This is a genomic window from Acinetobacter sp. WU_MDCI_Abxb74, assembly GCF_025513915.1.
Classification (GTDB): Bacteria; Pseudomonadota; Gammaproteobacteria; order Pseudomonadales; family Moraxellaceae; genus Acinetobacter; species Acinetobacter calcoaceticus_C.
The window spans coordinates 190,708-217,187 of sequence record NZ_JAHPRP010000002.1 but is presented as its reverse complement, the minus strand read 5'-3'; the positions used below and the strand labels follow the sequence as shown (position 1 = coordinate 217,187).

General features: G+C 37.9%; 20 protein-coding genes. 12 read left to right on the top strand and 8 right to left on the bottom strand.

Going from position 1 to position 26,480, the window contains the following annotated elements:
* Positions 1–6: 6 nt before the first annotated feature.
* From KTH84_RS07090 to KTH84_RS07075, 4 genes are all read right to left on the bottom strand, one after another.
* Entirely contained in the window at positions 7–2,769 is a 2,763-nt protein-coding gene (locus tag KTH84_RS07090; RefSeq protein WP_262472646.1) for a M16 family metallopeptidase, read from the bottom strand.
* 128 nt (positions 2,770–2,897) lie between these two features.
* A complete protein-coding gene (locus KTH84_RS07085) occupies positions 2,898–3,713 on the bottom strand; it encodes a PhzF family phenazine biosynthesis protein (protein WP_262472644.1) in 816 nt (271 codons plus the stop codon).
* 147 nt (positions 3,714–3,860) lie between these two features.
* Positions 3,861–5,252: an L-cystine transporter gene (locus tag KTH84_RS07080; protein ID WP_145988274.1), complete on the bottom strand. Its 1,392-nt coding sequence runs from the start codon at positions 5,250–5,252 to the stop codon at positions 3,861–3,863.
* 208 nt (positions 5,253–5,460) lie between these two features.
* A complete protein-coding gene (locus KTH84_RS07075) occupies positions 5,461–6,342 on the bottom strand; it encodes a LysR family transcriptional regulator (protein WP_262472642.1) in 882 nt (293 codons plus the stop codon).
* Between the two features lie 48 nt (positions 6,343–6,390).
* Here KTH84_RS07075 and KTH84_RS07070 point away from each other — a divergent pair, with 48 nt between their 5' ends.
* Both KTH84_RS07070 and KTH84_RS07065 read left to right on the top strand, forming a co-directional pair.
* A complete protein-coding gene (locus KTH84_RS07070) occupies positions 6,391–7,617 on the top strand; it encodes an MFS transporter (protein ID WP_262472640.1) in 1,227 nt (408 codons plus the stop codon).
* A complete protein-coding gene (locus tag KTH84_RS07065; protein WP_227574860.1) occupies positions 7,614–7,739 on the top strand; it encodes a hypothetical protein in 126 nt (41 codons plus the stop codon). Before KTH84_RS07070 ends, KTH84_RS07065 begins: the two co-directional genes overlap by 4 nt.
* Positions 7,740–7,780: 41 nt before the next feature.
* Here the strand turns inward: KTH84_RS07065 and icd are convergent, their stop codons facing one another.
* The gene (gene icd, locus KTH84_RS07060) at positions 7,781–9,037 is read right to left on the bottom strand and encodes an NADP-dependent isocitrate dehydrogenase (RefSeq protein ID WP_202742992.1); all 1,257 of its coding nucleotides are present in this window, start codon (positions 9,035–9,037) and stop codon (positions 7,781–7,783) included.
* 196 nt (positions 9,038–9,233) lie between these two features.
* Here icd and KTH84_RS07055 point away from each other — a divergent pair, with 196 nt between their 5' ends.
* Positions 9,234–10,022 (top strand): rRNA large subunit pseudouridine synthase E, encoded by a 789-nt coding sequence (locus KTH84_RS07055; protein ID WP_075431495.1) that lies wholly within the window; start codon positions 9,234–9,236, stop codon positions 10,020–10,022.
* Positions 10,023–10,139: 117 nt separating this feature from the next.
* On the opposite strand, the gene KTH84_RS07050 is transcribed toward KTH84_RS07055, so the two are convergent.
* Both KTH84_RS07050 and KTH84_RS07045 read right to left on the bottom strand, forming a co-directional pair.
* Positions 10,140–12,377, bottom strand: a complete 2,238-nt coding sequence (locus tag KTH84_RS07050) for an NADP-dependent isocitrate dehydrogenase (protein ID WP_262472636.1) — start codon at positions 12,375–12,377, stop codon at positions 10,140–10,142.
* A 398-nt stretch (positions 12,378–12,775) separates the two neighbouring features.
* Positions 12,776–14,479 carry a M61 family metallopeptidase gene (locus tag KTH84_RS07045; protein WP_262472635.1) on the bottom strand — a complete coding sequence of 568 codons (1,704 nt, stop codon included), beginning with the start codon at positions 14,477–14,479 and terminating at the stop codon, positions 12,776–12,778.
* Between the two features lie 170 nt (positions 14,480–14,649).
* On the opposite strand from KTH84_RS07045, the gene KTH84_RS07040 reads away from it, so the two are divergent.
* From KTH84_RS07040 to KTH84_RS07000, 9 genes are all read left to right on the top strand, one after another.
* Positions 14,650–15,969, top strand: a complete 1,320-nt coding sequence (locus KTH84_RS07040; protein ID WP_262472634.1) for a D-alanyl-D-alanine carboxypeptidase PBP6B — start codon at positions 14,650–14,652, stop codon at positions 15,967–15,969.
* 99 nt (positions 15,970–16,068) lie between these two features.
* Positions 16,069–17,355, top strand: a complete 1,287-nt coding sequence (locus KTH84_RS07035; RefSeq protein ID WP_262472633.1) for an NAD(P)/FAD-dependent oxidoreductase — start codon at positions 16,069–16,071, stop codon at positions 17,353–17,355.
* 136 nt (positions 17,356–17,491) lie between these two features.
* The gene (locus KTH84_RS07030; RefSeq protein ID WP_003650377.1) at positions 17,492–17,974 is read left to right on the top strand and encodes a peptidylprolyl isomerase; all 483 of its coding nucleotides are present in this window, start codon (positions 17,492–17,494) and stop codon (positions 17,972–17,974) included.
* Positions 17,975–18,091: 117 nt separating this feature from the next.
* A complete protein-coding gene (locus KTH84_RS07025; RefSeq protein ID WP_262472631.1) occupies positions 18,092–19,534 on the top strand; it encodes a cryptochrome/photolyase family protein in 1,443 nt (480 codons plus the stop codon).
* 196 nt (positions 19,535–19,730) lie between these two features.
* Complete coding sequence (locus tag KTH84_RS07020) at positions 19,731–20,474, top strand: hypothetical protein (protein ID WP_202742998.1); 744 nt, start codon at positions 19,731–19,733, stop codon at positions 20,472–20,474.
* Positions 20,474–21,370 (top strand): hypothetical protein, encoded by an 897-nt coding sequence (locus KTH84_RS07015; RefSeq protein WP_202742999.1) that lies wholly within the window; start codon positions 20,474–20,476, stop codon positions 21,368–21,370. Before KTH84_RS07020 ends, KTH84_RS07015 begins: the two co-directional genes overlap by 1 nt.
* Positions 21,357–22,610 carry a glycosyltransferase family 2 protein gene (locus tag KTH84_RS07010; RefSeq protein WP_202743000.1) on the top strand — a complete coding sequence of 418 codons (1,254 nt, stop codon included), beginning with the start codon at positions 21,357–21,359 and terminating at the stop codon, positions 22,608–22,610. Before KTH84_RS07015 ends, KTH84_RS07010 begins: the two co-directional genes overlap by 14 nt.
* Positions 22,607–24,451: a hypothetical protein gene (locus KTH84_RS07005; protein WP_262472628.1), complete on the top strand. Its 1,845-nt coding sequence runs from the start codon at positions 22,607–22,609 to the stop codon at positions 24,449–24,451. Before KTH84_RS07010 ends, KTH84_RS07005 begins: the two co-directional genes overlap by 4 nt.
* Positions 24,429–25,352 carry a hypothetical protein gene (locus KTH84_RS07000; RefSeq protein ID WP_262472627.1) on the top strand — a complete coding sequence of 308 codons (924 nt, stop codon included), beginning with the start codon at positions 24,429–24,431 and terminating at the stop codon, positions 25,350–25,352. The genes KTH84_RS07005 and KTH84_RS07000 overlap by 23 nt, the downstream gene beginning before the upstream one ends.
* On the opposite strand, the gene wecB is transcribed toward KTH84_RS07000, so the two are convergent.
* Entirely contained in the window at positions 25,337–26,479 is a 1,143-nt protein-coding gene (wecB, locus tag KTH84_RS06995) for a non-hydrolyzing UDP-N-acetylglucosamine 2-epimerase (RefSeq protein WP_133972291.1), read from the bottom strand. The two genes, KTH84_RS07000 and wecB, sit on opposite strands and share 16 nt — an antisense overlap.
* Between the last annotated feature and the right edge of the window lies 1 nt (position 26,480).

The following is a 26,480-nucleotide window of genomic DNA, read 5'->3' as shown; positions in this document are numbered from 1 at the left end:
AAGGCTTTATTTTTTTGCTGCCTGACCATATTGATCAGCCATAACCTCGACTAAATGTTCAGGTTTAATATACTTTTTAATTACTGTGTTTACGTCCGCAACAGTCAGTTTAGTTAACTCTTGATCATGGCGGATTCGGTCTTGTAATGTTTTACCAGACTCAAGCTGGAGATTTAACATCCCATGAATATTACGTTCATCTTCTAAAGCCGTAACGCGTTTCTTCATGATATCTGCTTTAGCGGCTTCAAGCTCTTGCTCAGTCACACCATTTTTCAACAAGTCATTCAACACTTTATGTATTGATGCAGAAACCTGCGCTGAGCGACCCGAAGTGTAATTTGCACTAATGCTTAAAGCACCTACATTAGTATCACGATCAAGCTGTAACCCACTGCCAAAACCATACACCAATGCATTTTTCTCACGAAGCTCTTGGGCCAAACGTGATGAAATTTGAGACTCACCTAAAATATAGTTGAGTAAAATTAATGCTGGCGCATCAGGGTGATTTTTCCCGACTGGTAGAGCGAGCACACTTTGGTAACTACCAAATTCGCGCTGCTCAGATAAAACATGAACTTGCTGAGCTGGAAAATCAACGTGATCAATCAAGATTTTTTGATAAGGTTGTTTACCATTCCAACGACCAAATTCCTGATCAAGTAATTTCTGCATTTTTTTCGCATCAAACTTACCCGTAATGGCAATTTGAGCATGATTCATTGCAAAGAAATGCTCGTACAATTCTTTCACTTGTTCCTGAGTGGCATTTTTCAATTGTTGTTTTGCCAGTTCCGGTTCAAAGTGATAACGCAAATCACCTGGTTGATATTCTTCAAGCAAACGTGAGAGTGTTAAGCCAGCAACTACATCTGGTTCAGTATAAGGACGATCAAGACCTGACAAACTCTGCGATTTAATCAAATCAAATTGAGATTGCTCAAATTTTGGATTTTTCATCACATCAAGAGCAAACTTGAAAAATTCATCAAATTTTTCTGTTTTAGACTGAATGTTAATGGTCATACCATTGCCGTCAGCACTTGCATAAGCCGCACCGCCCGCATCAATCGATTTATCGGCAATATCCTGCAAACTATATTTATCGGAACCACGGAGTAATAAATATGAGGTTAAATCGACAACTGTGCCTTTATTAAATAAAGATTTCTCTGTTCCGAAATCCATCGTAATTGTGGCATAAGTACGATCATCACGTGTTTCAACTGGGAATAAAGCGTACTTCATTCCATTTTTCAGTTTGCCACGGATAATCTTTTTCTCATTACTTTCTACATACTGTTTTGAAGTTTTTAAAAACTCTGTCACTTCTTGTTGATAGGCTTTCGGGTCTTTTAAAGGTTCTGCCTTTGCTGCCACCTGATCTAGAGTTTTAGGGGCCTCTTTTGAATTTTGCTGTTGAGCTTTTTTCTGATCTTCAGGTGTTGGCAAAATATCACCGTCAATACGATGCTCAGCAACAATGAACTGTTTTAAAGTTTGATTCACATCATCTAGCTTAACGTTTTTTACCGAATCTAAATCTTTAAAATATTGATCCCATTGCCCACCAGCGACCGTGTAATCACTTAAACGCGACCCAAGTGCTACCGCATCTTTGGTGATTAAGTCACCTTGAGTTTTCATTAAACTCTTAACACGATTTAATTCAACTTCAGTAAAAGGCTTCCCTTTCTCGATACCCGTAAGTAATGAGTTTTCAACTTTTTTAGGGTCATTACTTGGTGCATATATAGCGCCTAGGAATACCACATTAAAATCTTGGTCTAACCACGTACTCGCCTCAACATTTGTGGTAATACCTGTTTCAACCATGTTCTGATATAAATGACCACTTGGTTGCATGGTATATAACAAAGGAGCTAACGCTAGTGTCGGCTGAATTTTGGTATTTTTTCCATTCATATAGATATGGAACTTCGCCAGATCACTTCCCTTTTTTACTACAAACTGACGATTTTTTATTTTTGTAGAGTCGAGCACAGGAATCTGAACAGCTTTAGGAACCTCACGCGCTGCGATTGGACTAAAATATTGGTCAATTGTTTTTAAAACTTCTGTCTTATCGAATTTACCTGAAACAACCATGACTGCATTATTCGGTGCATACCAGCTACGATAAAAACGGTCTAGCTCAGACATTTTAATAGATTTAAGCTCAGGCAAATCACCAATCGGTAAACGCCCTAAATATTGGTTGCCATAGGCTGACTTCCACATTTGATCCATCAGGACAGCAAAAGGCTGATCCATGCGGACTTCACGTTCGCGTTTTACGATTTCAATTTCGGAAGGAACAAATTTTTCTTGTAGAACCAATTTATCCATACGTTCAGATTCAAGGTACAACACTTCATTGAGTGCAGTCTTTTCTGGGCGAACGATGTTGGTATATTTAGTCGAGTAATAATCTGTGCTTGCGTTCGTCATCAAAGTATATTGATCTAGACGACGCTGGAATTCTTCCCCTTTAACATTTTTTGTCCCCTTAAAAGCTAAGTGTTCAAGCAAATGAGCTAAACCACTTTTGCCTTGTGGGTCATTTAATGAACCCGTCAAATAAATGGTGTTAATAAAGATTTTATTTTCTTTGTCATTCGGTGCAAGTACAACCCGAAAACCATTATCTAATTTATATTCCTCAATATTTTGCTTGCTTTTTACTAGTGTGGTTTGTGCCCAAGTTGCAGCACTTAAACCAAGAATACATAGGGAGAGAGTCAGTTGTTTAAACTGCATAAACATATAAATTCCAATTAATTTGAATAATAAAAAATCAATATTTGGGAGTACTATAGTAGGAAATTTGAACTTTTTTTCATAGTAAAGTTTTGAAAAAAAAGCCGTTTACTTAAACGGCTTTTGCTTTTCTGCTAAAGGTAAATCTCGGCTTGCATATAAAGCTTCCCATATCCTGAAATTTCAATACGTTCTTCAGACAAAATCTTGCAATGTAAAACGCCACCTCGACTAGAAGCCTGATAAGCCACAATATTATTTTCCCCAAGTTTTTCTGCCCATAACGGCGCTATAGCAGTATGAATTGAACCTGTGACAGGGTCTTCATCAATACCAGCGATAGGTGCAAAATAACGAGACACACAATCGTATTGCTGGGCGGCTTTTGAGGTTATTGCAACATCCATATCACTTGCTGTAACAGCAGTTCGTTTACCTAATGTTTTGAGCAAGTTCATGTCAGGCTGCTCATCCAATACATCTTGAACTGACTCATATTCAATAATGTAGGCTTGAACATTTTGATAAACCGCTTTAAAAGGTTTGGTTAAAGCTTGACGTAAAATAGCTGGATAATCTTCAACTTGATGAGCTTTACGAATTGGAAAATCCATTCTGATTTTGCCATCATCATCTTGATGAATCACAAAAATACCTAAGTTTCGCACATGAAAATTAATGGTCTTTTTGTCGGTAAAATCTTTAAATATGACAAAAGCACTGGCAAGGGTGGCATGCCCACAAAAATCGGCTTCAACTGCTGGCGTAAACCAACGGATTTCATAATTTTCAGAGTCTATAATTTTTACAAAGGCAGTTTCAGACAAGTTATTTTCAAGTGCTATCTTCTGCATTAAATCTGCATCTAGCCATTCTTTTTCTACAATAACTGCCGCAGGATTTCCTCGAAATAACTCTTTTGTAAAAGCATCGACTTGATACATTTTCATGATATTCAACTCTTTTAAATTAACTCATTGTCTTCAATTTTTTTAAATATAAACAGACACAGATTTTAAAAAATTAGCATTACAGCTATGATTCACACATAAAAAAACGACCCAATCCAATGAGATTGAGTCGTCTCTTACAGATTATTAATGATGTGTTAGTTCAATTTCATCTTCACTGTTTAATATTTCTTTATCTGTCTGGCCCATCAATTGACTGGTAACAACACCCGCAGTCATTGAACCATTTACATTTAACGCAGTACGTCCCATATCAATTAAAGGTTCAATTGAAATAAGAAGCGCAACCAAAGTTACAGGTAAGCCCATTGCAGGAAGTACGATCAGTGCAGCAAAAGTCGCACCGCCACCTACTCCAGCCACACCAATTGAACTTAAAGTCACAATACCAACTAACGATGCAATCCACATTGGGTCTAGCGTGTTAATTCCCATCGTTGGCGCAACCATTACCGCTAGCATTGCTGGATATAAACCAGCACAACCATTTTGGCCAATGGTCGCACCGAAAGAAGCTGAGAAACTTGCAATAGATTCAGGAATACCTAAACGGCGAGTTTGCGCCTCAATGCTCAGTGGAATACTTGCAGCGCTTGAACGGCTGGTAAATGCAAAAGTCAGCACAGGAGCAACTTTCTTAAAGAATTTAAGCGGAGAAACACCTGTAAGCGTCAAAATAATGGCATGTACGACAAACATAATTGCCAAACCTAAATAAGACGCCACCAAGAAACCGCCTAAGTTTAAGATATCTGCAACATTAGAACTTGCCACAACTTTGGTCATGAGTGCAAAAACACCATAAGGTGTAAGCGTCATTACCAGACGAACCAGCTTCATCACCCAAGACTGTAAAGTCTGGATTGCAGTTAAAATACGCTGACCTTTTTCTTCATCATCTTTCATTAAGTTTAGCGCTGCTATCCCTAAGAAGACGGCAAAGATAACCACACTAATAATTGAAGTGGGGTTTGCACCAGTTAATTCAGCAAATGGATTACTTGGAATAAAGGAAAGAATAAATTGCGGTACACTTAAATCGGTAACTTTGTCCACATAGTCTGTATTAATGGCAGTTAAGCGTGCAGTTTCGGCAGCACCTTGCACCAAACCTTTTGCTGTTAAGCCAAACAGATTAGTAACAAACACCCCTACGAGCGCAGCAATTAGCGTTGTAAAGAGTAAAGTACCAATCGTATAAAAACTGATTTTGCCTAAAGATGAGGCTTGGTGTAATTTTGCAACCGCTCCCAAAATAGACACAAACACCAAAGGCATAACAACCATTTGTAAAAGTTTTACATAGCCGTTTCCAACGATATTAAACCAGCTAATAGATTCAGCAAGAATCGGATGGCCACCGCCATAAATCAAATGTAGTCCTAAGCCAAACACCACACCTAGAATTAAGCCAGCCAGAACTTTTTTTGATAAGCTCCAGTCTGTTTTACGTGTTTGGGCGAGTAAAAATATTAACCCGACAAAAACCACAATATTGATGATTAAGGGTATATTCATTCCCAAACTCCAAATTATTGCTTGTGTCATCTTTCAAGGGGGCATATTTGACCATAGCCGGCCTATATAAACTACCCTTTTCAACAATTTTATAGCATCAAGATGATTACAAACCTGCGTGAGAATATAAAATGACTTTTAAATACATATATATCACTTTTAATTTATAAATTACGTAAGATATTTATGTATAAAAATCAGCCTCTACCTAAGCAACCTTTAATTCAAATTGTTGCTCAATAAAATAAATAAATTGCTTTAAATTGGTTCCCCATGTTTCGGGTAACTGGGCAACTAAATATGTAGTGAAAAAAGCAGATTCCGTATTTAGTCCAAAACAATTGACGGACACTTTATCTGCAACTTTTGTGAGATAAGACTTAGGTAATAAAGCAAAACCAACACCCAACTCCACACAACTCACGATTCCGTCAAGACTGCCCATTTCCATAATTTGCGAAGGCGGAATACTAAAGTCATCCAAGAAAAGCTCTATGGCATGTCGATATGAACAACCTTGCCGAAATGCAATAAACCTTGTTTTTGCAAGGGTTGCCATGTCTGGAAAGCTCTCTTGTTGCTTAGGGCAAACCAGAACCAGCTCTTCATGCCACACAGGAAAACTATATAACTCAGGAATGGAATGTTTAGATGCCACAAAAGCACAGTCCAATTTACCCTGATGTACAGCATTTAATAAATAACGTGTCGGATGAGTTTGTAGCTCTATAGGTAAAGTGGGATATTGCTGCATACATTGATTGAGTAACTGTGGCAAACGTATCGCAGCAGTGGTCTCCATACTTCCAAGTCGAATTGATTCAGCAGGATCAATTCCACCTTCTTGAAAGATTCTTTTAGCTTTATGGTGTAGTGCAAGCATTTGAACAGCATAACTATGTAGCTGTTGTCCTGCATTGGTTAGAGTCACTGGGTTATGGCGATTTAATAAAATCACCCCCAACTCTTCTTCAAGTTTTTTTATATGGCTGGTGATATTCGATTGAACGGTATACATTTTTTGTGCAGCCAATGAAAAACTTCCACTCTCTGCGACCGCCAAAAAAAACTCTAGTGACTTTAATAACATTACACTATCTCAAAATAAGATAACCATCATCTTATTAAATCATTTTTAATGATCATAAAACTAGCTTTTAATAATAAAAAAATTGAGAGCCTTCTCATGTCTACGTTTTATCGAATGAGCTTACTTGTCTTTTTGGCAACTTGTTTGGGTATTGGAGTGTTCAGATTTTCCTATACTGCGCTCATGCCGATCATGATTGAGCAATATGGATGGACCCATGATTTTGCCAGCTTCTTAGGGAGTGCAAATTTATTGGGATATCTCATTGGTGCCTTATTGGCGTTATTGAGTATTAAAGAAAAGTACATCCCATCCATGATCGTACTCTCAACTATTGCCGGGAGCCTCAGCCTCCTAGGCTGCTCATTCATGGATATGCCTCTGGCATGGTTCATTTTCTGGCGTACGGTTTCTGGTATTGCTGGCGGCTTGCTTATGATTTTAGCCCCGAGCTTTGCCATGAAATACATTCCCACCACGCAAAGATTAAAAGTTAATTTTTTAGGATTTAGCGGGATTGGCATGGGTGTGTTATCTGCCACCATTATTATTCCTGTACTTAAAAATATACCCGTGCAGTATGTTTGGGATATTTTTGCAAGCATTTCTATATTAGGAAGCGTACTGCTTTATCAATTACTAAGAACTAATACAGCTCAGGTGATTAAGCCGCATTCGACAAACCTGCAAGCCTCGCAAAAATCACGTTTAGGCCTAGTCATTATTATTGCCTATATGTGCAGTGCCTTTGCTTATATTCCTCACTCTCTATTCTGGATGGATTATTTATCTGGAACTTTGCATTTTTCATTAGAGCAAAGGAATTTATTTTGGGTTCTCTATGGAGCAGGAAGCTGCATTGGTGCATTTGTCGCTTATTGCTTAAGCCGAATAATGGGATATTTACAAACCATTAAATGGTTATATGCCATTTACTGCTTAGCTGTTGTTTTACCTTTCTTTTCCCAGTTCACTTCTTTGCTCGCTTTATCCTCCTTTTTTACAGGATTACTAACTCCCGCAGCGGTATTTATTAGCTCTTATAGCCTGCTACAGATTTATGAACAACGTTATCAAAAGCTTTGGAGCCTTGCCACGATTGGGTTTGCTAGCACTCAACTTTTAGGTGGTGTCGTCATTAGTACTTTGCATCATTTGCATTGGTCTTATGCACATCTCTTTCTTCTGGGTGGAATCGTTCTACTCTTTGCAGTTTGCCTTTTACTTCCTGTACGTCCTTTTTCCACTTCAACTCTCGGAGAAACCGAATCATGAAATCTCTGTTCTTGCCCCTATTTTTAATTGCCTTTGTTCTTTTTATTCAGGCCTTAGATCAGAGTTATCAAAAGAAAGTCGGCATCACGAAGACCACTAATCACCCTGAATTTTTGCAATAAAAAAAGCCCTCAACCGAGGGCTTTTTTAATAGAAGAGTTATTTAATCGTCCATGTGCTTAATAATCGCATCACCAAACTCAGAGCAACGTAACAAGGTTGCATCCGGCATTAACCGCTCAAAATCGTAAGTTACAGTTTTAGCGGCAATCGCTCCTGAAATTCCTTTAATGATCAGATCAGCAGCTTCTGTCCAGCCCATATCACGTAGCATCATTTCAGCAGAAAGAATGATTGAACCGGGGTTTACTTTATCTTGACCTGCATATTTAGGCGCAGTGCCATGAGTTGCTTCATAAACAGCAATTGCACCACCAATATTTGCACCCGGTGCAATACCAATGCCGCCTACTTCTGCGGCTAAAGCATCAGAAATATAATCACCATTTAAATTAAGCGTTGCAATAACAGAGTAATCAGCGGGACGCATTAAAATTTGCTGTAAGAATGCATCCGCAATCACATCTTTAATGATGATGTCTTTACCAGTCCTAGGGTTCTTAATTTTAACCCATGGACCACCATCAATGAGTTCCCCACCGAAACGATCGAGAGCGAGCTCATAGCCCCACTCTTTAAAGGCCCCTTCGGTATATTTCATGATATTACCCTTATGAACAAGGGTCACCGAAGGCTTATCATTTTCAATTGCAAACTGAATGGCTTTGCGTACTAAACGCTGTGAACCTTCTTTCGATACAGGTTTAATTCCGATACCACAGCCTTCTGGAAAACGGATCTTTGTCACACCCATTTCTTCTTGAAGGAATCTAATGACTTTTTTAGCTTCTTCAGAATCGGCTTTCCATTCAATGCCCGCATAAATATCTTCCGAATTTTCACGGAAAATGACCATGTCGGTTAATTCTGGGTGTTGAACAGGTGAAGGAACACCTTCAAACCAACGCACTGGACGTACGCAAACATATAAATCCAATTCTTGGCGTAAGGCAACGTTGAGTGAACGAATGCCACCACCGACTGGTGTCGTTAAAGGACCTTTAATTGAGACAACAAACTCACGAAGTGCTTCAAAAGTTTCTTCCGGCATATAGCTGCCATAAATTTTATTGGCTTTTTCGCCGCAATACACTTCCATCCATTCGATTGAGCGTTTGCCACCGTAAGCTTTTAAAATAGCAGCATCTACGACTGCTTTCATGGTTGGTGTAATATCCACACCAATACCATCACCCTCAATAAAAGGAATAATTGGATGATTTGGTACATTCAGTGACAGGTCTGCATTTACCTTAATTTTGTCACCATCTGCAGGAACCACAATCTTCTGATAACCCATTGTGTGAATTCTCCCTTTTATAATACTTAATTAACTAAAAATAATTATCGATACACAATACTTTCAACTCTTCTTAACGCATAATAGCTTAATTGAAATTAATCATTTTTGGGATTTATATGAGAAATAATCAGATTTCTCACTTAAATAAACCTCAATGTTTTCTCTAGTTATTTGAAAGAAGAAGTCATTTTTTATGAAAATTGTCATTCTCAACAAACCATATGACGTTCTCTCCCAGTTTCGTAAAGACGAAGCGCATATGACCGTCTCTGACTTTGTTGATGACCCGACTTTGCGTTTGGCAGGCCGTCTTGATATGGACTCTGAGGGTTTAGTTTTTTTAACTGATCATGGTGGTTTGAATCAGTTCATTACTAACCCTGCGAATAAAAAATACAAAACGTATTTAGTTCAAGTTGATGGCGATGTAACTGAAGAAGCGCTTGAGCAGCTTCGTAAAGGTGTAGAACTTAATGATGGTATAACGCTTCCTGCCACCGCCATTAAGGTAAGCGAGCCAGAATGGTTATGGGAACGTAACCCACCTGTCCGTTTTCGTGCAAATATTCCAACATCTTGGATCGAAATTTCAATTTGTGAAGGCCGTAACCGTCAAGTACGTCGTATGACTTCTGCGGTAGGTTTTCCAACTTTACGTTTAATTCGTACCAAAATTGGTTCAATTGATTTAGTTCAACTCGGCTTAAAACCTGGGGATGTTAAAGAAATTGAGCCTTTGCTTTACCCTGATTTTAAAGATGTGCCTGCTGAAGAACCTTATCGTTCACGTTCATATGTGAAAAAACCAGGCGGCACTGGCGGCAAGCCAATGGTTCGTAAAAATAAAGACGGTTCTACGAAGAAGTCTGGTACAAAACGCATTTGGCAGATGGATGACGGTGAAAAACCACGTCGCAAGACCAATGGTACAACTCGTCCAAATGCTAAAGCACCCCGTGGTCGTGGCCGCAATGATCGATAAGATGTAAGCTTTCAAAGCTCACCTAGGTGGGCTTTTTTAATGACTTTTATTTTTCTAAAAATAAAAAAGCCGGTGCATATGCACCGGCCCTTAAGCTATTTACTAACGAATTAGTAATTAAGCATTAACAGTTGCAAGAACTGCATTGAATGTAGCACTTGGACGCATTACAGCATCTACTTTTGCTTTATCAATTGCATAGTAACCACCGATGTCAGCTGGTTTACCTTGTACTTGAGCAAGTTCAGCAACAATCTTCGGTTCGTCTTGAGCTAAAGTTTTTGCAAGTGAAGCAAATTTAGCTTTTAACTCAGCATCTTCGTTCTGTGCAGCAAGTGCTTCAGCCCAGTAAAGTGACAAGTAGAAATGGCTACCACGGTTGTCAATCTCACCGGTACGGCGTGATGGAGACTTACCATTATCAAGCAATTTGTCAGTCGCTTCATCAAGAGTCTTAGCAAGTAACTTAGCACGAGCATTATTTTCTTTAATACCCATCTCTTCCAAAGAAGCAGCTAGGGCAAGGAACTCACCAAGCGAATCCCAGCGTAAATGGTTTTCTTCAACAAGTTGTTGTACGTGTTTCGGCGCTGAACCACCCGCACCAGTCTCGTACATACCACCACCCGCCATAAGCGGAACGATAGATAACATTTTCGCAGAAGTACCAAGTTCCATAATTGGGAACAAGTCAGTTAAGTAGTCACGTAAGATGTTACCAGTCACAGAAATAGTATCTAGACCACGTACTACACGTTCAAGTGTGTAACGCATTGCACGAACTTGAGACATGATCTCAATATCAAGGCCATTCGTGTCATAATCTTTTAAATACGTTTGTACTTTCTTGATTAATTCATTTTCGTGTGGACGGTACGGGTCAAGCCAGAAGATCGCAGGCATGCCAGAGTTACGTGCACGAGTCACAGCAAGTTTAACCCAATCACGAATCGGTGCATCTTTAACCTGACACATACGCCAGATATCACCTTCCTCAACGTTTTGAGTTAATAAAACTTCGCCAGTTTCAAGGTCGGTAATGTTTGCAATACCTGCTTCTGGAATTTCAAAAGTTTTATCGTGAGAACCGTATTCTTCAGCTTTTTGTGCCATCAAGCCAACGTTAGGTACTGTACCCATAGTTTTTGGGTCAAAATTACCATGCCATTTACAGAAATTGATCATTTCTTGGTAAATACGGGCAAATGTTGATTCTGGCATAACAGCTTTAGCATCATATTGCTTACCATCAGCACCCCACATTTTACCACCCGCACGGATCATAGCTGGCATTGAAGCATCAACGATGATGTCGTTTGGTGAGTGGAAGTTTGTGATGCCTTTTGCTGAGTCAACCATTGCAAGCGCAGGACGGTGTTCTTGACAAGCATGTAAGTCTTCAATGATTTCTTCACGTAATGACGTTGGAAGAGTTTCGATTTTCTCGTACAACCCAGCCATACCGTTATTTACGTTAATGCCTAATTCGTCAAATAACTTACCGTGTTTTTCAAAAGCTTCTTTGTAATAGATTTTCACACAGTGACCAAAAACGATCGGGTGTGAAACTTTCATCATTGTCGCTTTTACGTGTAAAGAGAACAAAATACCCGCTTCTTTACAGTCATCAAGTTCTTTTTCATAGAAATCACAAAGTGCTTTCTTACTCATGAACATTGAATCAATGATTTCGCCGTCTTGTAGCGCAACTTTTGGCTTAAGAACAATGCTCTTACCACTGTTCGTGATAAGTTCCATTTTCACATTACGTGCGCGATCAAGTGTCATTGATTTTTCACCATGGTAGAAGTCACCTTCTTCCATATGTGAAACATGAGTTTGTGACCACTGTTTCCACTCGCTCATTGAATGAGGGTGTTTTTTTGCGTAATTTTTAACTGCTGCTGGAGCACGACGGTCAGAGTTACCTTCACGAAGGACAGGGTTTACTGCTGAACCAAGGCACTTACCATAACGAGCTTTGATTGATTTTTCTTCTTCGTTTGCAGGATTTTCCGGATAATCAGGAATTGCATAACCTTTTGATTGAAGCTCTTTGATACATGCAGTTAATTGCGCAACAGACGCACTGATATTCGGGAGTTTGATAATATTAGTATCTGGATCTTGTGTAAGACGACCTAGCTCTGCAAGGTTGTCAGTTACCTTTTGCTCTTCACTTAGGTATTCAGCGAATTCTGCGAGCACACGTGCAGCTACAGAGATGTCACTTTTAATAATCTCGATGCCAGCTGGCTTAGTAAAGGTCTCAATGATCGGCAGTAGCGAATAGGTCGCCAATAGTGGCGCCTCGTCAGTCAGTGTGTAAATAATAGTTGACTTTTCACCAGCCATATATAGCCCCTTCCGTTTGATTGAGTGTTGAGGACCGAGCTTTTGGCCCAGTGCCTACGAACCGATATACTTAAATAAAACCCTGAGAGTATCGACTCTCATTGCCTTTCAGTCAACGAAATATCCAGTGATAACGACATTTCGTAGCGAAATAATACATAATTCAAATATATAGATAATTTTCTGATATCTAAGTCATTGTAATATACACATTCCGATCACTTTTCAGGCATTAAACATCATTAAATTACATGAGATATCTTTCAGTGTTCTGACAATTATTATACTTTTCATTCAAAATAAACTCAAAGGTAAAACGGATTTCACCATTTGGACGTACTTAAAAGTAAAAACCGATGTGCAAAACATCGGTTTTTTATAAACTATTTAGCTTTAATCTAAGCTTTTAACCATTTTTCAGTTTTAGCTTGATCTTCAACGACAAGTTCAACTTCGGTTAAATCAGATGTAGCACAATCGACTTCAAAAAATATTAACTCATCACGACGGAAAGCAAATACGGTATAAGGGCCACCCTGTTTTGCATACTTCTCGATAAGCTTAGTGGACGCTTTTAAACCATCAATTGCAACAATCACATCAAGAGCAGAAATACCTGCTTTTGCTCCAGCGCCCTCACGGCGAGCACTTTGCACAAGCACACCTTCTGGCTTATCAACAAGTTTCAAGCCCAATGGCAAAGATTTGTCAGTTTTAACTCTGTAGCTTAAGCCAAACTCTGGCAGTAACTGATCAAGTGGCAATTCGTCGGTTGTGTTAATCAAGTGATTAATTTGTTCAATCCAATTATCACCCGTCAGCTCTTTACATAAGTCAAAAATGGTTCGCTCATTTACTTGAAGACCATTTTGAGTATTTTCATATAAACGGCGCATTAAAGCATCAAGGCTAGAACCACGTAAACGTAAACCTAAATCTAGACAAAGCGCAACCAATGAACCCTTGTTGTAGTAACTGGTACCCGCATTATTTGAGTTTTCATCTTGACGATAAAATTTAATCCAAGCATCAAAACTTGATTCAGAAACAGACTGGATAAAGCGGCCTGGATTTTGTAAATAGCGATCAATTTGTGCTTTGAGTAAATCCAAATAAGACTTTTGAGAAATCACACCGCTGCGCAATAAAATCAAGTCATCATAATATGAAGTAAAGCCTTCAAATATCCACAACAGCGAGGTATAGCCTTCTTGGTGCAAATTATAATTTGCAAAGTTTTCTGGACGTATAAACTTTACTAACCATGAATGAAAATATTCATGACTACATAAGCCTAAAAAGCGCTGATAATCTTTAGAAGGTTCAGTTGGTTCAGACGTTTTTGGCAAATCGTCGCGTGGTGTAATAAGGCTTGTGCTATTGCAATGTTCTAATCCACCATAACTATTACCTGTTGCCATGGTCATAAAGGTATAGTTTTTAAATGGCGCTGAACCGAACATATTTATTTCAGTCACACAAATCTTTTCAATATCGGCTTTTAAGCGATCAATATTGGTATTGTGTGAACCAGAAATTACAAACTCATGTTCAATGCCATGTGTTTCGAAGTTAAAGCGCGTTTGATCAGCCAGTTCGAACGGACTATCAATGAGTTGATCATAATGATCAGCTTTTAAAGTGAAACGACCTTTGACTAAACTTTTTGAAGCTAAGCCGGTTGCTAACTGAAAATGCTTTAATTCATCTGGCAAGAAAATTTCCAACTCGCAAGCAGATTGTTCTTGTCCTTCCAAACCTAAACATACACACGCTGGATTAATATATAGACGAGTCTGGTCTACATATGCGCCACGTACAGACAAATCATATGCATAGACATCATATTCAATCGTCATTAATTCATGATCTGTATTAAATAAACGCCAACGATTTTTGCTGGTTTTTTTAATATCCAGCATACGTCCAGCTTCATCGTAAGCTTTAACGGATTCAATATGTTTTGAGAACTCTCGAATTAGATAACTACCCGGAATCCACGTTGGCAGCCAAAGCTCCTGATTCGGATTGGCTAAAAAACGAATTGTTACGTGAACAAGGTGCTGTTTGTAATCATCGAATTCAATTTGATAATGCAACATAAATTTTTCAATTTAAAATAAGAACGGTTTCACATTAGATTATCACTTTTTTGTATCGACTTGCGTAGATGTATTTTTTGGCAACAATTCACACTAGCCTTCTATAAAAAAAAGGCATAGCATGCTGTGCATCTGTGTTCAGTATTTACCAGTAAACGTTAAGGTTATCCGTGAAATTTTTTCTATCTCTTTTTACCCTATTCAGTATTTTCTGCACCACGCTAGCGAATGCTTCGCTACTCAATATTGCACCTGAAAGTGTTGAAGCCGCTGCATGGACTATTGTGGATACTCAATCGGGTCAAATTATTGCCGAGCATAATAGCCATGTGCAACGCGCACCAGCATCTTTAACCAAAATGATGGTTGCTTATATTGCTTTAAAAGAGATTAAAGCTGGAAAGCTGAAAAAAGAAGAAATCATTACTGCAACGCCGGTGGTCGGTGTGGTGCAGTGGGATGAATCACAAATGTATCTTAAAGCTGGTGAACAAATTTCAGTTGATCAGTTATTGGCAGGTTTAATTGTGATGTCTGCGAATGATGCAGCCGTGACTTTAGCTGAAAAAATTTCGGGTGATGTTCCCCACTTTGTACAACGCATGAATCAGGAAGCTCAGGCTTTGGGTATGAAACATACGCATTTTAGTAATCCTGCTGGTATTACCATGTCTGATCATTACACCACCGCTCATGATTTAAGCTTATTAGGTCAGGCTGTAATTAAACAAACTCCTGAATATTTACATTATTCAAAAATGCCAAGCTTTAGCTATAACCAACGTTTTCATCATGCGACTAACCTTGCTTTGAAATATGACCCATCTGTTGATGGTTTAAAAACTGGTTATACGAAAGCAGCTGGTTATAATTTGGCATTAACAGCTTCACGTCCTTCATTTTCATCTGACTTAGCTCAAAGACGTTTATTGGTTATTGTTTTAGGTACCCCGAGTGCAGTAAAACGCGCTGAAATTGCAGATAAATTAATGAATCTTGCTTATACCTATACACGCGATGAAGTCATTATTCCTGAGCAGAAATTAATTGCCGAACTGCCTGTTGTAAAATCGACTTTAAAAATGTTTAAGGTCGCAACAAAGCAACCCACGATTGTGACTACTTCTTTATATGCGGACCCAGCACCGATTGACTTAAATAATTTTGATAATGTGACTCAGCGCGTTCAGGTACTTGATAATAATTTGCAACCCAAAGTTATTGCTCCACTCGAAACGACTCAAACACACGTAAATATTGAATTAAATGAAAAACAACTCACTGCGCCATTAATGAAAGTCATGAGTTTGGCAACAGTATCTATTTACCAAAACAATCAACTTATCCGTAGTCTTCAAATTGAAGATAACGTGCATATTGAAGAAGCCAATATTTTCCAAAAAATCATGATGTGGTTTTCTAGTCTCTTCTCTATTTTTTCATCAAGTGAACACAGTGCTGCAAAACTCTATCCACTAGATTCGCACTAAAAACATCAAATTGTGCACAGATGCACAATAAATTTTATAAAAAAAAGATGGCATAATTCAGCCATCTTTTTTTTACAGAAAAATAATTAGGTGATAAAAATGACCCAAAATTTACATCATATTGTAATTGTTGGTGGTGGTGCTGGAGGCTTAGAGCTTGCGACACAACTCGGTGAAACTTTTGGGAAAACTCATAAAGCGAAGATTACGTTAATTGACCAAAACCTGACGCATATCTGGAAACCTTTGCTTCATGAAATTGCTGCTGGATCTTTAAATCCACACGAAGAACAAACTAACTATTTTGCCCATGCAGAAAAACATCACTATGAATTTGTGCTTGGAACATTAGTTGGGGTTAACAAAGATCAAAAAATAATTGAGTTAATTCCTCCTCAAGTCTCTAAAGAGCAGAACACCGATGTGCAGCAATTGAGTTATGACACGCTTATTTTAGCGCTTGGTTCGGTGTCAAATGACTTTAATACAGCAGGCGTGCGTGAAAACTGCCATTTCCTCGACAGCAGAAAACAAGCCGATATTTTTCAGCAAGATTTATTACATCTATATATTGAAGCTCAAAACCAGCCAAATCAGCGGACTTTAAATATTGGAATTGTGGGTGCTGGTGCAACAGGTGTAGAACTTGCTGCCGAACTCATTGAAACAACTAAAAACTTTTATCGATATGGTTTAAAAAAGATTCATCCAAACCAAGTCAAAATTACGCTTATTGAGGCATCCGAACGTATTTTACCTGCCCTCAGCGAAAAAACAGCTGAGCATAGTGCAAAACAGCTCGAAAAAATGGGCATTGAAGTTTTAACCAAACATCGCGTTGAAAAAATTGATGAGCATTGCATCTATTTCAGTAATGGTAGCCAGTTAAATAGTGATATTACCGTCTGGGCAGCAGGTGTAAAAGCACCCAAGGTTTTAGAAAACTTTAACGATTTTGAACGCGACAATATTAACCGCCTCATGGTCTACGCAACATTACAAACCTATTCAGACCCAAATGTATTTGCATTTGGTGATTGTGCACATTGCCAACTTAATGCAAGACATCCTCCTCTTGGGCCACGTGCTCAGGTTGCGAGCCAACAAGCGAGCTTTTTAGTCGATGCTATGGCAGCTCGATTAAACAATCGTTCACAACCTATGTTTAGATTTAACGACAAAGGTTCACTCGTGTCTTTAAGCCGTAATAAAGCCGTTGGAGAATTACTTGGCGATGTAAGTGTGCAAGGCTATATTGCCAAAACCATGTATGTATCTTTGTATCGTTTACACCAAGCAACAATTCATGGATACACTCAGGCTGGACTACTCACAATGAAAGATTTACTTACAAGACGTGTACGTCCAAAAATTAAACTATATTGAGTTGAATTTTTTAAGTTCATCCCTATTTAGATAAAAACGCATTATATAAAAGTGTTAAAGATTCAAATTTTGTAGTCTACAAAATTTATTTTTCACTTTATGATGTACGCTTTAATTGATTGAATGGATCAAAAACATGACTGCTATTGCAAATAACCACGTGGTTTCATTCCACTACAAATTAACAAACGCTGAGGGTGAAACACTTGATCAATCTCAAGGTGAACCACTTGCCTATTTGCACGGTGCAGGCAATATCATTCCTGGTTTAGAAAATGCATTAACAGGTAAAACTGTTGGTGAAAAATTTACTGTTAACGTACCAGCAGCTGAAGGTTATGGCGAATACAACCCAGACCTAGTTCAAGAAGTTCCAGCTCAAATGTTCCAAGGTGTTGAGAACATTCAACCTGGTATGCAATTCCAAGCTCAAACAGACGACGGCGTACAGATCGTTACTGTTAAAGCGGTTGAAGGTGACAACATTGTTGTTGATGCAAACTTCCCACTTGCTGGTCAAGATTTAACTTTTGAAGTTGAAATCGTAGAAATCCGTGAAGCTTCTGAAGAAGAATTAGATCACGGTCACGTACACGGTGCTGGTGGTCATCACCACTAAGTCATCTGTAAAGATGATAAGAGCAAAGCTTCGGCTTTGCTTTTTTTATGTATTTATTTTTATATACTATCTGAACAACAAACCTCTACCTCATTTAACTTTATAAGGGTATCTTTCATGTCAAACGTAAATCAGCTTATTTGGTTTCGTCAGGATTTGAGAGTTCGGGATCATGCTGCGTTATGGCATGCCTGCCAACAAGGGCCTTCGATTGGGTTAATTATATTGTCGCCTGAGCAATGGAAAATACATCATGATGCACCTATAAAAATTAATTTCTATTTACTTCAGCTTCAACAATTAAAAAAAGAATTAGAACAGCTTAATATTCCACTTATCATTCAAGTCATTCCCCACTGGAAAGATATTGCAGATTATATTTGTGAACTCACACATCAACTCCATATCGAAAATGTTTACTCGAATATAGAAGTAGGCGTGAATGAGTTGAAAAGAGATAAAACTGTACAACAAGCTTTAAATCAGCAGAATAAAGAACTTTTTTTATTTCATGACCGTACAATTTTCCCTTTACGTTCCATTCGTAATCAGTCGCAACAACCGTATCAAGTTTTCAGTGCATTCAAAAAAGCCTGTTATTCGAAACTGGATATAAGTGGTTTGCCTCAGTGCTATCCAATTCCTGAGAAACAAAATGCCTATCCAGAGTCTTTTTCAACTATAAAAAGCTTAGATTTAGAAGAAATTGAAGTATTATTTGACTCATCAATTTCTAAAGAGCAACAAGACTTATGGCCGACCGGAGAAGATTTTGCTCTGGAACAGCTCGATTTATTTATTGAAGATCATTTATCTCATTATAAATTAGAACGTGACTTTCCAAATGTAAAAGGCACTAGCCAACTTTCTCCTTATTTAAATCTTGGAATTTTATCTATTCGCCAATGTTTACAGGCTCTCTTTCGTGCTGAACATGGCAACTTTCATCTGACAAACGAAGGCCAGCAAACATGGTTAGATGAATTGCTTTGGCGCGAATTTTATCAACATATTTTATTTGATTTTCCACATGTCTCTAAACACTTTCCTTTTAAGCAAAATACTCAAAATATTAAGTGGGAAAATAATCAAGAGCATTTGGTGGCGTGGCAAATTGGTCAAACAGGTATACCGATTATTGATGCAGGCATGCGCCAGCTACAAAAAACAGGATGGATGCATAATCGAGTCCGCATGATTACCGCTATGTTTTTGTGTAAAAACCTACTCATCGATTGGCGAATAGGTGAAAAATGGTTTATGCAGCACTTAGTCGATGGCGATTTAACAGCCAATAATGGTGGCTGGCAATGGTGTGCATCGACTGGAACTGATGCTGTACCTTACTTTAGAATTTTTAACCCTATTGCTCAATCTAAGAAATTTGATCCAAACGGAGACTATATTCGTCAATGGGTGGAGGAATTAGCTCATCTAGACAATAAAATGATTCATGAACCCTACTCAACTAAAACTAATCTTCAATTAAATTATCCAAAACCAATTGTTGATTTAAAGGAAACCCGAATAAAGGCAATTGAAACATTTAAGAATATGTAGAAACCAATTCAGTTTTTATGTTTACTTTTAATTAAAAAAAACGAGAAATTTGACTATAGTGTGACTTTACTCTAAAAATAATACTAAAGGGATTTATAAAAGGACAAACACAACAATAAATTCAAAAAGCATCACAATCACAGTTCATTATAAAAGTATAAAAATTAACATTACAAAAAAGGTAGCCAGAGCTCGCATGCAACAAAAGAACCCAGGAAGAACACTCGTCTTATGGATTATCGCAGCTCACCTCTTTATGGGAATGGTGGCATATGAGTGGTTGCCTGTAAGCTTTAGAGGAAGCTGGATTTTTATTCTTATTCTTTTAATTTCTGGTGCTTTTTTAGAAGTCGGTGCATCTTTAATTGTTGGTTTAATCGCTTTCGTAGGCGTGGCAGTATATTTCCTACTCGACCTAGGAGCACAAACACATATTGAACGTCAGCTCCTTTTACTTTTTATTATTCCCCTTATTCCTCTTTTTCTTAGTGCTGTACGCCACAATATTGAAATTAATGTTCAAAAATATCGGGATATACAAAGTTATGATCGAAATTATCGCCGTGATATTTTCCCGCTTAGCGCCCTCAAATATTTCCAACGTAGTTTCTTTAAACTTCTTGATCATCACCACATACAAGACTATGAAGTCTTTGAAATTAGAATTCTCAACCGAATCTTAATTAAAGAAATGTTAGGCGATGATGTATGGAAAACCACTCAAAATGAAATGATTAAAATTTTGAGTCAACATCATCCACAAGAAATTGTTTTCCAGTTTGCTGATGATGATCTAGAAACGATATACAGTATTGTTATTCGTAAACAAAAAACAGAGGAAGAACCTGAATTTATTAAAAAGCTAAAAGAAATTATGACTTTGCGGCTTGAAGTAGAATATAAAATTATTCAGATTCCACCTGAAGAGGAGATTACTTAATGACTAATCTTCTTAATATTTGTGGAATTATTATCGCCTCTAGTCAATATCCAGATGGCACTTTACAGCAGTTTTATCGTCAATATTATCACTGTGAAATTAAAGCTGAACAAACAAAAACCGAAATTCAGAATATTAATGACCTTTCTATGTTTTTCCCATCACAGGATACTTGGTGGCCTATTTTTACAGTTGACCAAATCAGCTCGGATAGTTTTCAAGGACTTATTCATAAAGGGATAAAGCCAGGTATCATATTACCAGATGAGGTTTTTAGCTTTTCTCATTATTTCTTATTAAAAGAAGCAGTGAGCCAAGGAGCAATTCCCATTGCAATTTTTAAATCAGAACAACCTCAATATTTTGCCGCCAAAGCTACATTTTCGACTGCAATTGGTTTACGGCCTATGGCTGCTTTTGTTTCAACAGGCTGGGATGAAAACTTAATTTCACAAACTGCTGGCAGCTATATTGTTCAGTTTAATTCACAAGAACTCCCTCTGCCTTCTAGAGAAATTAGACAAAAGCAGCATTTATTCTATTCGGCTAAAAGTTTTGATGGTCATGTTTCGGGTTATGAAATTATTATTAACCCTCCTGCCGATCTACCGACCACAAATATTCGATATCCTCAACTCGGCATTTCATGGAAATTTAATAATATTAAATACATAAGCACTCCTAAACATATAAATACTAGTTTCCTTGGGTATATTTTTATTGGTTTAAGCACAGTCGTCGTTCCACTCGATCTTATTTTAACCACTACCTATCCAGACCTTCTTGGCACCTTCGGCAGCTATATTTCATGGATCTCCTTGGTGATCGGGGTGATTTTATTGTTATTGCTGATCTCGTCTATTATTAGGAGGGTTAAATCAAATGGCTCCCATTGATATTCTCTTCCTATTTGGTTTTTTAGGCATTTGGATTCCTCAAGCATTTTGGGCATGGTTAAGTTATCAGGCTTGGAAATACTCAAAAACAGCAGAAAAAGAGTTGCAGAATTTACCTGTGCCAGATAAATGGCCCGTTTTGAGTGTTCTGATTCCTGCTTATAATGAAGGCGTAGTAATTGAAGATACTTTACACGCCATCGCTCAACAGGATTATCCAGCCGAAGCATATGAAGTTTTGCTCATTAATGACGGCTCTAAAGATAACACCCTAGAAATTGCCGAAAATCTAGCGCAGATTTATCCTTGCATAAAAATTGTCAACGTTCCGAAAGGAATGGGAGGCAAAGGTAAATCTAGAACACTTAATAATGGCCTACCCCATGCCAAAGGTGAACTCATTGTTGTCTATGATGCGGACAGTACACCCGAACCCGATTGCGTACGGTTATTAGCTCAGACCCTCATTGCCGATAAAAAATTAGTGGCTGTAAATGGCAAAGTAAGAACCCGTAATTGGCAAGATAGTATTTTGACTCGCTTTATTGCCATTGAGTTCATCTTTTTCCAATGGATTTTTCAAGGCGGACGTTGGCAACGTTTCCAACTATCCACGCTCATGGGTACTAACTATGTTATTTGGCGTGATGCGTTAGAAACCTTGGGCGGTTTTGATGAGAAGTCATTGGTTGATGACACTGAAATGAGCTTCCGGATTTTTATCGGCCAGAAACGAATTAAATGGGTACCCTATGCAATTGGCTGGCAACAAGATCCACCCTCTTTAAGCGTATTTGTTAAACAACGCTCACGTTGGACTCAAGGTAATTTTTATGTGACCCGTAAATATCTACCTGTAGCGTTAAGAACACCTTTTCCCATCGGAATTGAAATTCTGAATAACATTATGTGCTACGTACTTTTCGTACCCGCGTTATTCTGGAGCCATATCACCTTAACTTTGGGCTTACTTGGTATTGCAGGTATTTCAGTTCCGGGGCCATTTACCACTTTGTGGGGTCTTTCATTTTGCTTATATGTAGCACAAATGTGGTTTACCCTTTCTTTAGAAAAAGTTAAAGCAGAACTCTATTTTTACTCTGTTTTGTCTTATGTAAGTTACTCACAAATTTTTCTATTTATTGTATTTAAAGCCGCATATGACATGCTTAAAAATAAAATACAGGGTAACTCCCTTCAATGGTACAAAACGGAACGTAGCAAGGAGAAAAACAAATGAAAAAGACTTTTGACCTTTACCAAACGGTACAAGTGCTCCTTGCCAGCACCAGTCTAATGTTAGCCATGTCTGCTCATGCATATACTTGGGAACTAGACGATATTAGTACCTCCACCAAATATACGGTCGAGCCTCATTTCTTCTATATTGGGAAAGGTGCAGAATGGGAAAATATTCAATTTTCAAGTAACTACTCTACTGAAAATGATACAACTTTATTGGTTAAATATGATGACAAACTCATCTATAACACTACCTTAAATGGTGATGGCCAATTAAAGTTTGATATTCCTAAAAGTCAAAGCGGTTTTCATCGATTAGATTTTATTATTCAACAATATGCTAAACCATCAACACTTAACAGAACAAAGGAATCTTTCTGTTCTGAAGATATTGATCACTTAACCTACTTCAATAATTCCCAAATCGACTTTGTACCCATTCGAAAGGACTATCAGCTAAAATACTTACCAGATGCTTTATTTAATCCGCAAGCTAGACGACCTACCTCTTTTGTTGGAATTTTAAAATATAACCGTAAAGAAATTATAGAAGCTTCTATGTTAGCTAGATTAGCTAGCTCATGGGGTTCTGTAACTCCAATTGAGTGGGTTGACTCTGGGCAAACCAACTTAAATCCTGAAACGAATTTTATTATTGAAGTTATTCATTCATCCACTCCACTTAAAGGTGGAGCTTTAGTACAGATTGCAAAACCAAATGAAGGAGTAGCAACCCTATCAATTACCTATCACAGTCAACAAGAACTCACTGCTGCCATAAATGGACTAATTAACCCATTGTATGTCCAACAATTAAATACTAGCAGTGCAATTTTCCCAACTACTATTTCAAACCCGACATGGGCCCAATTTAAAAAAATTAATACACTTGCAGACTTAGGCATTGAAGATTTTAGATTAAATCATGCTGAAAAAAACTTATTTCTTGATTTCCCTGCGGTATGGCAACCCACTGATATCTTACAAGGACAAATCGCACTTCGTATTCAAAGTGGTTTATTACAAGGTTCAAATATTACGGCTTGGATTGATGGCGGGCTCGCAGGGAGCATGAAAACAGCCGACCTTGCTTCAGATCCAGTAAACCGACAATTCAATATTTTTGCAAAAGCGATTTCAAACACAACCAATTTTAGCTTAAAGCTTGAAAATTCGGTCATTGCTAATTCTCAGTGTCTACCCAATGCCCATGGTTCACTCTGGATCGATACGGCCAAATCTACTGTAAAACTGCCGCATAAATTCAAAAATGGCGTAGCCGCAATTTCAATGACTTTAGCAACGACCCCGACGATTGCAATTGATGATCAATCTGGGGCATTAAATATTGCTATTGTTCTAGGTCAAGTTGCAAAAAAGATGCTTTTAACACAAGCACCCATGCCTTTAAATCTAGTCCGTTATACCCCGAGCACGCCACAGTCAATAAATGTCCGAGTGAATAAAGACATCTACCAGCAACAAGTCTTAATGCATCAAGATATTATTTATTCACCTGCTGCTGTTAATGGTTTTATTGTGAGTTATGACAACAACCGTTTCGATGTTATTACCGATTCAGAAGGTGGCGCACAAACCTTTATGCATTTATGGGGGAAAATACAGCATAAAATTCCAAATAATGTCACCAAAATGTTGGTTTCAGAAAATGGAAATATTTATGTTCTACAAAAGCTCATTGTCGGAAATCAAAAAGCACCTTTAGTCCAACAATCATCTTTCTTCTTATTAGTTGTGATTATCTCTGCAATTATGATAATAATTATCTTCTTGTGGTACTGGTTAAGACGAAATAATGAGAAAACAGATACCAATTAAAATAGCTGCTTTTATTATTTTAATTATATGTAGTTTTATAGCTTATGCGGGGTTGTTCAAGCATCAAGGACAAGCCCCTCACATTGAAGGAATTTTCTGGCAGCCCGACAATAACACGACCCCACCAGAGGGAAACTGGCACTACTTGGGCGTTAATACATTTGTTCCCCAATGGTCTGTTGTTGAGTCTAAATCATGGTGGAAAGAGTCGAACTTTCCTCAATGGGAAAAAGCAATTAGTTTAGAGAAAATTAGACAAGAGCCCTGGGCTAAAAATCTAATATTGGGCTTAGCCGGCGAATATAATGAACCCAAAGCTCGCGCAAATGTAACTGAGTTAGGTGAAAAATCTGCCGAAATTATAAAAGAGCAAAAAACGGCGCCTAAAGGTTATTATTTTCCAGTGGAAGCAGACCCAACGTGGTTAAGAGTAAGTGCTTTAGGTCAGGTTTTAAATAAACTTCCAGTACCAGTTTGGGTGAGTATTTATAGTGGTGAACGCGAACCTGAACATTATGATTTATGGGTTAAAAGCTGGCTACCAGAACATAACGGTGTTTTCTTCCAAGACGGAGTTGGCGTAGGTGTACGATCTCCTCAGCAAGCCAAACATATTTTAGACCAACTTGAACAAAAGCTTGGAAAAGATAAAGTAATTATAGTACTAGAAGCCTTTAGAGTTAAAAAGAATGGACAATTTAGAGCCGCATATCCTTGGGAAATTATTTCTCAATTAAAAGCATATGAAGGAAAAACTGTCTATATTTTTGATGGACCTCACTATATGAATCGTTGGTCCGTCAATATTGTTAGCTTGTGGTATCGCCTCACTTATGGCGATACCAACAACACTTCCATAAGTGAGAATAAATCTTTAACTCATCATTATGCTAATTCATAAGATTGCGCAATTTGGTCAAGAATACGCTGAGCAGCTTGTCCGTCACCAAATGGATTTTCTACATGGGCCATTTTTTCATAATGCTGTTGGTTATTAATTAGCTTTTCAGCTTCTTCAATAATTTTTTGTTGGTTTGTACCGACTAAAACACCTGCCCCCACTTCAACAACTTCAGGTCGTTCTGTGGTGTCTCGCAGGATCAAAACTGGCTTATTAAATGATGGACTCTCTTCTTGCAGGCCACCCGAATCTGTCAAAATAAAAGTAGATCGGTCTATGACTGCCAATAGACTTGGGTAGTCTAATGGTTTAACAAGATGAATTTGGGAATGATCTTTAAACTTATTATGGACAACATCATGTACGGCAGGGTTTAAATGGACTGGCCAAATAAAATGTAAATTAGGATGTCCATTCGCTAAATGCTCAACTGCATTACAAATATTTTGAATTCCATCTCCAAAATTTTCACGGCGGTGGGCCGTAATAAGCACAACTTTATCATCTTGCTTTAATTGAATTCCATAAGGTTCTAGCTGATTTTTCAAACCTGATTTTTCAGAAATTAATTTACGTCCTAAATACACAGCATCAACAACGGTATTGCCTGTAACAGTAATAAGCTCTGGTGAAATTTGTTCATTGAGTAGATTTCTTTTTGATTGTTCAGTCGGAGCAAAATGCCATTTAGTAATACGAGAAACTAACTGACGATTTCCTTCTTCTGGAAAAGGATGATCTAAATCATAAGAACGCAAACCTGCTTCGACATGCGCAACAGGAACTTTCATTGAGAACGCGACTAACCCTGCCGCTAAAACAGTCGTTGTATCACCCTGAATAACGATAGCATCTCTTTTTTGACCATCGGTATATACTTGTTCGATTTGACTTAAACCATGTATTAATAATTGATTTAGACTTTGTCCAGCATTCATAATTTTAAGGCGGTGGTCAATTTCAACCCCAAAGAAATCTATCGCATCCCTTACTAATTCATCATGTTGTCCAGTAAAAATGACTTCAACTTGAAAACGTGAATCCTGTTTTGCCAATAAAATAACAGGAGCAAGTTTGATTAATTCAGGACGGGTTCCAAATACAATAGATATAAAAATTTTCTTCATT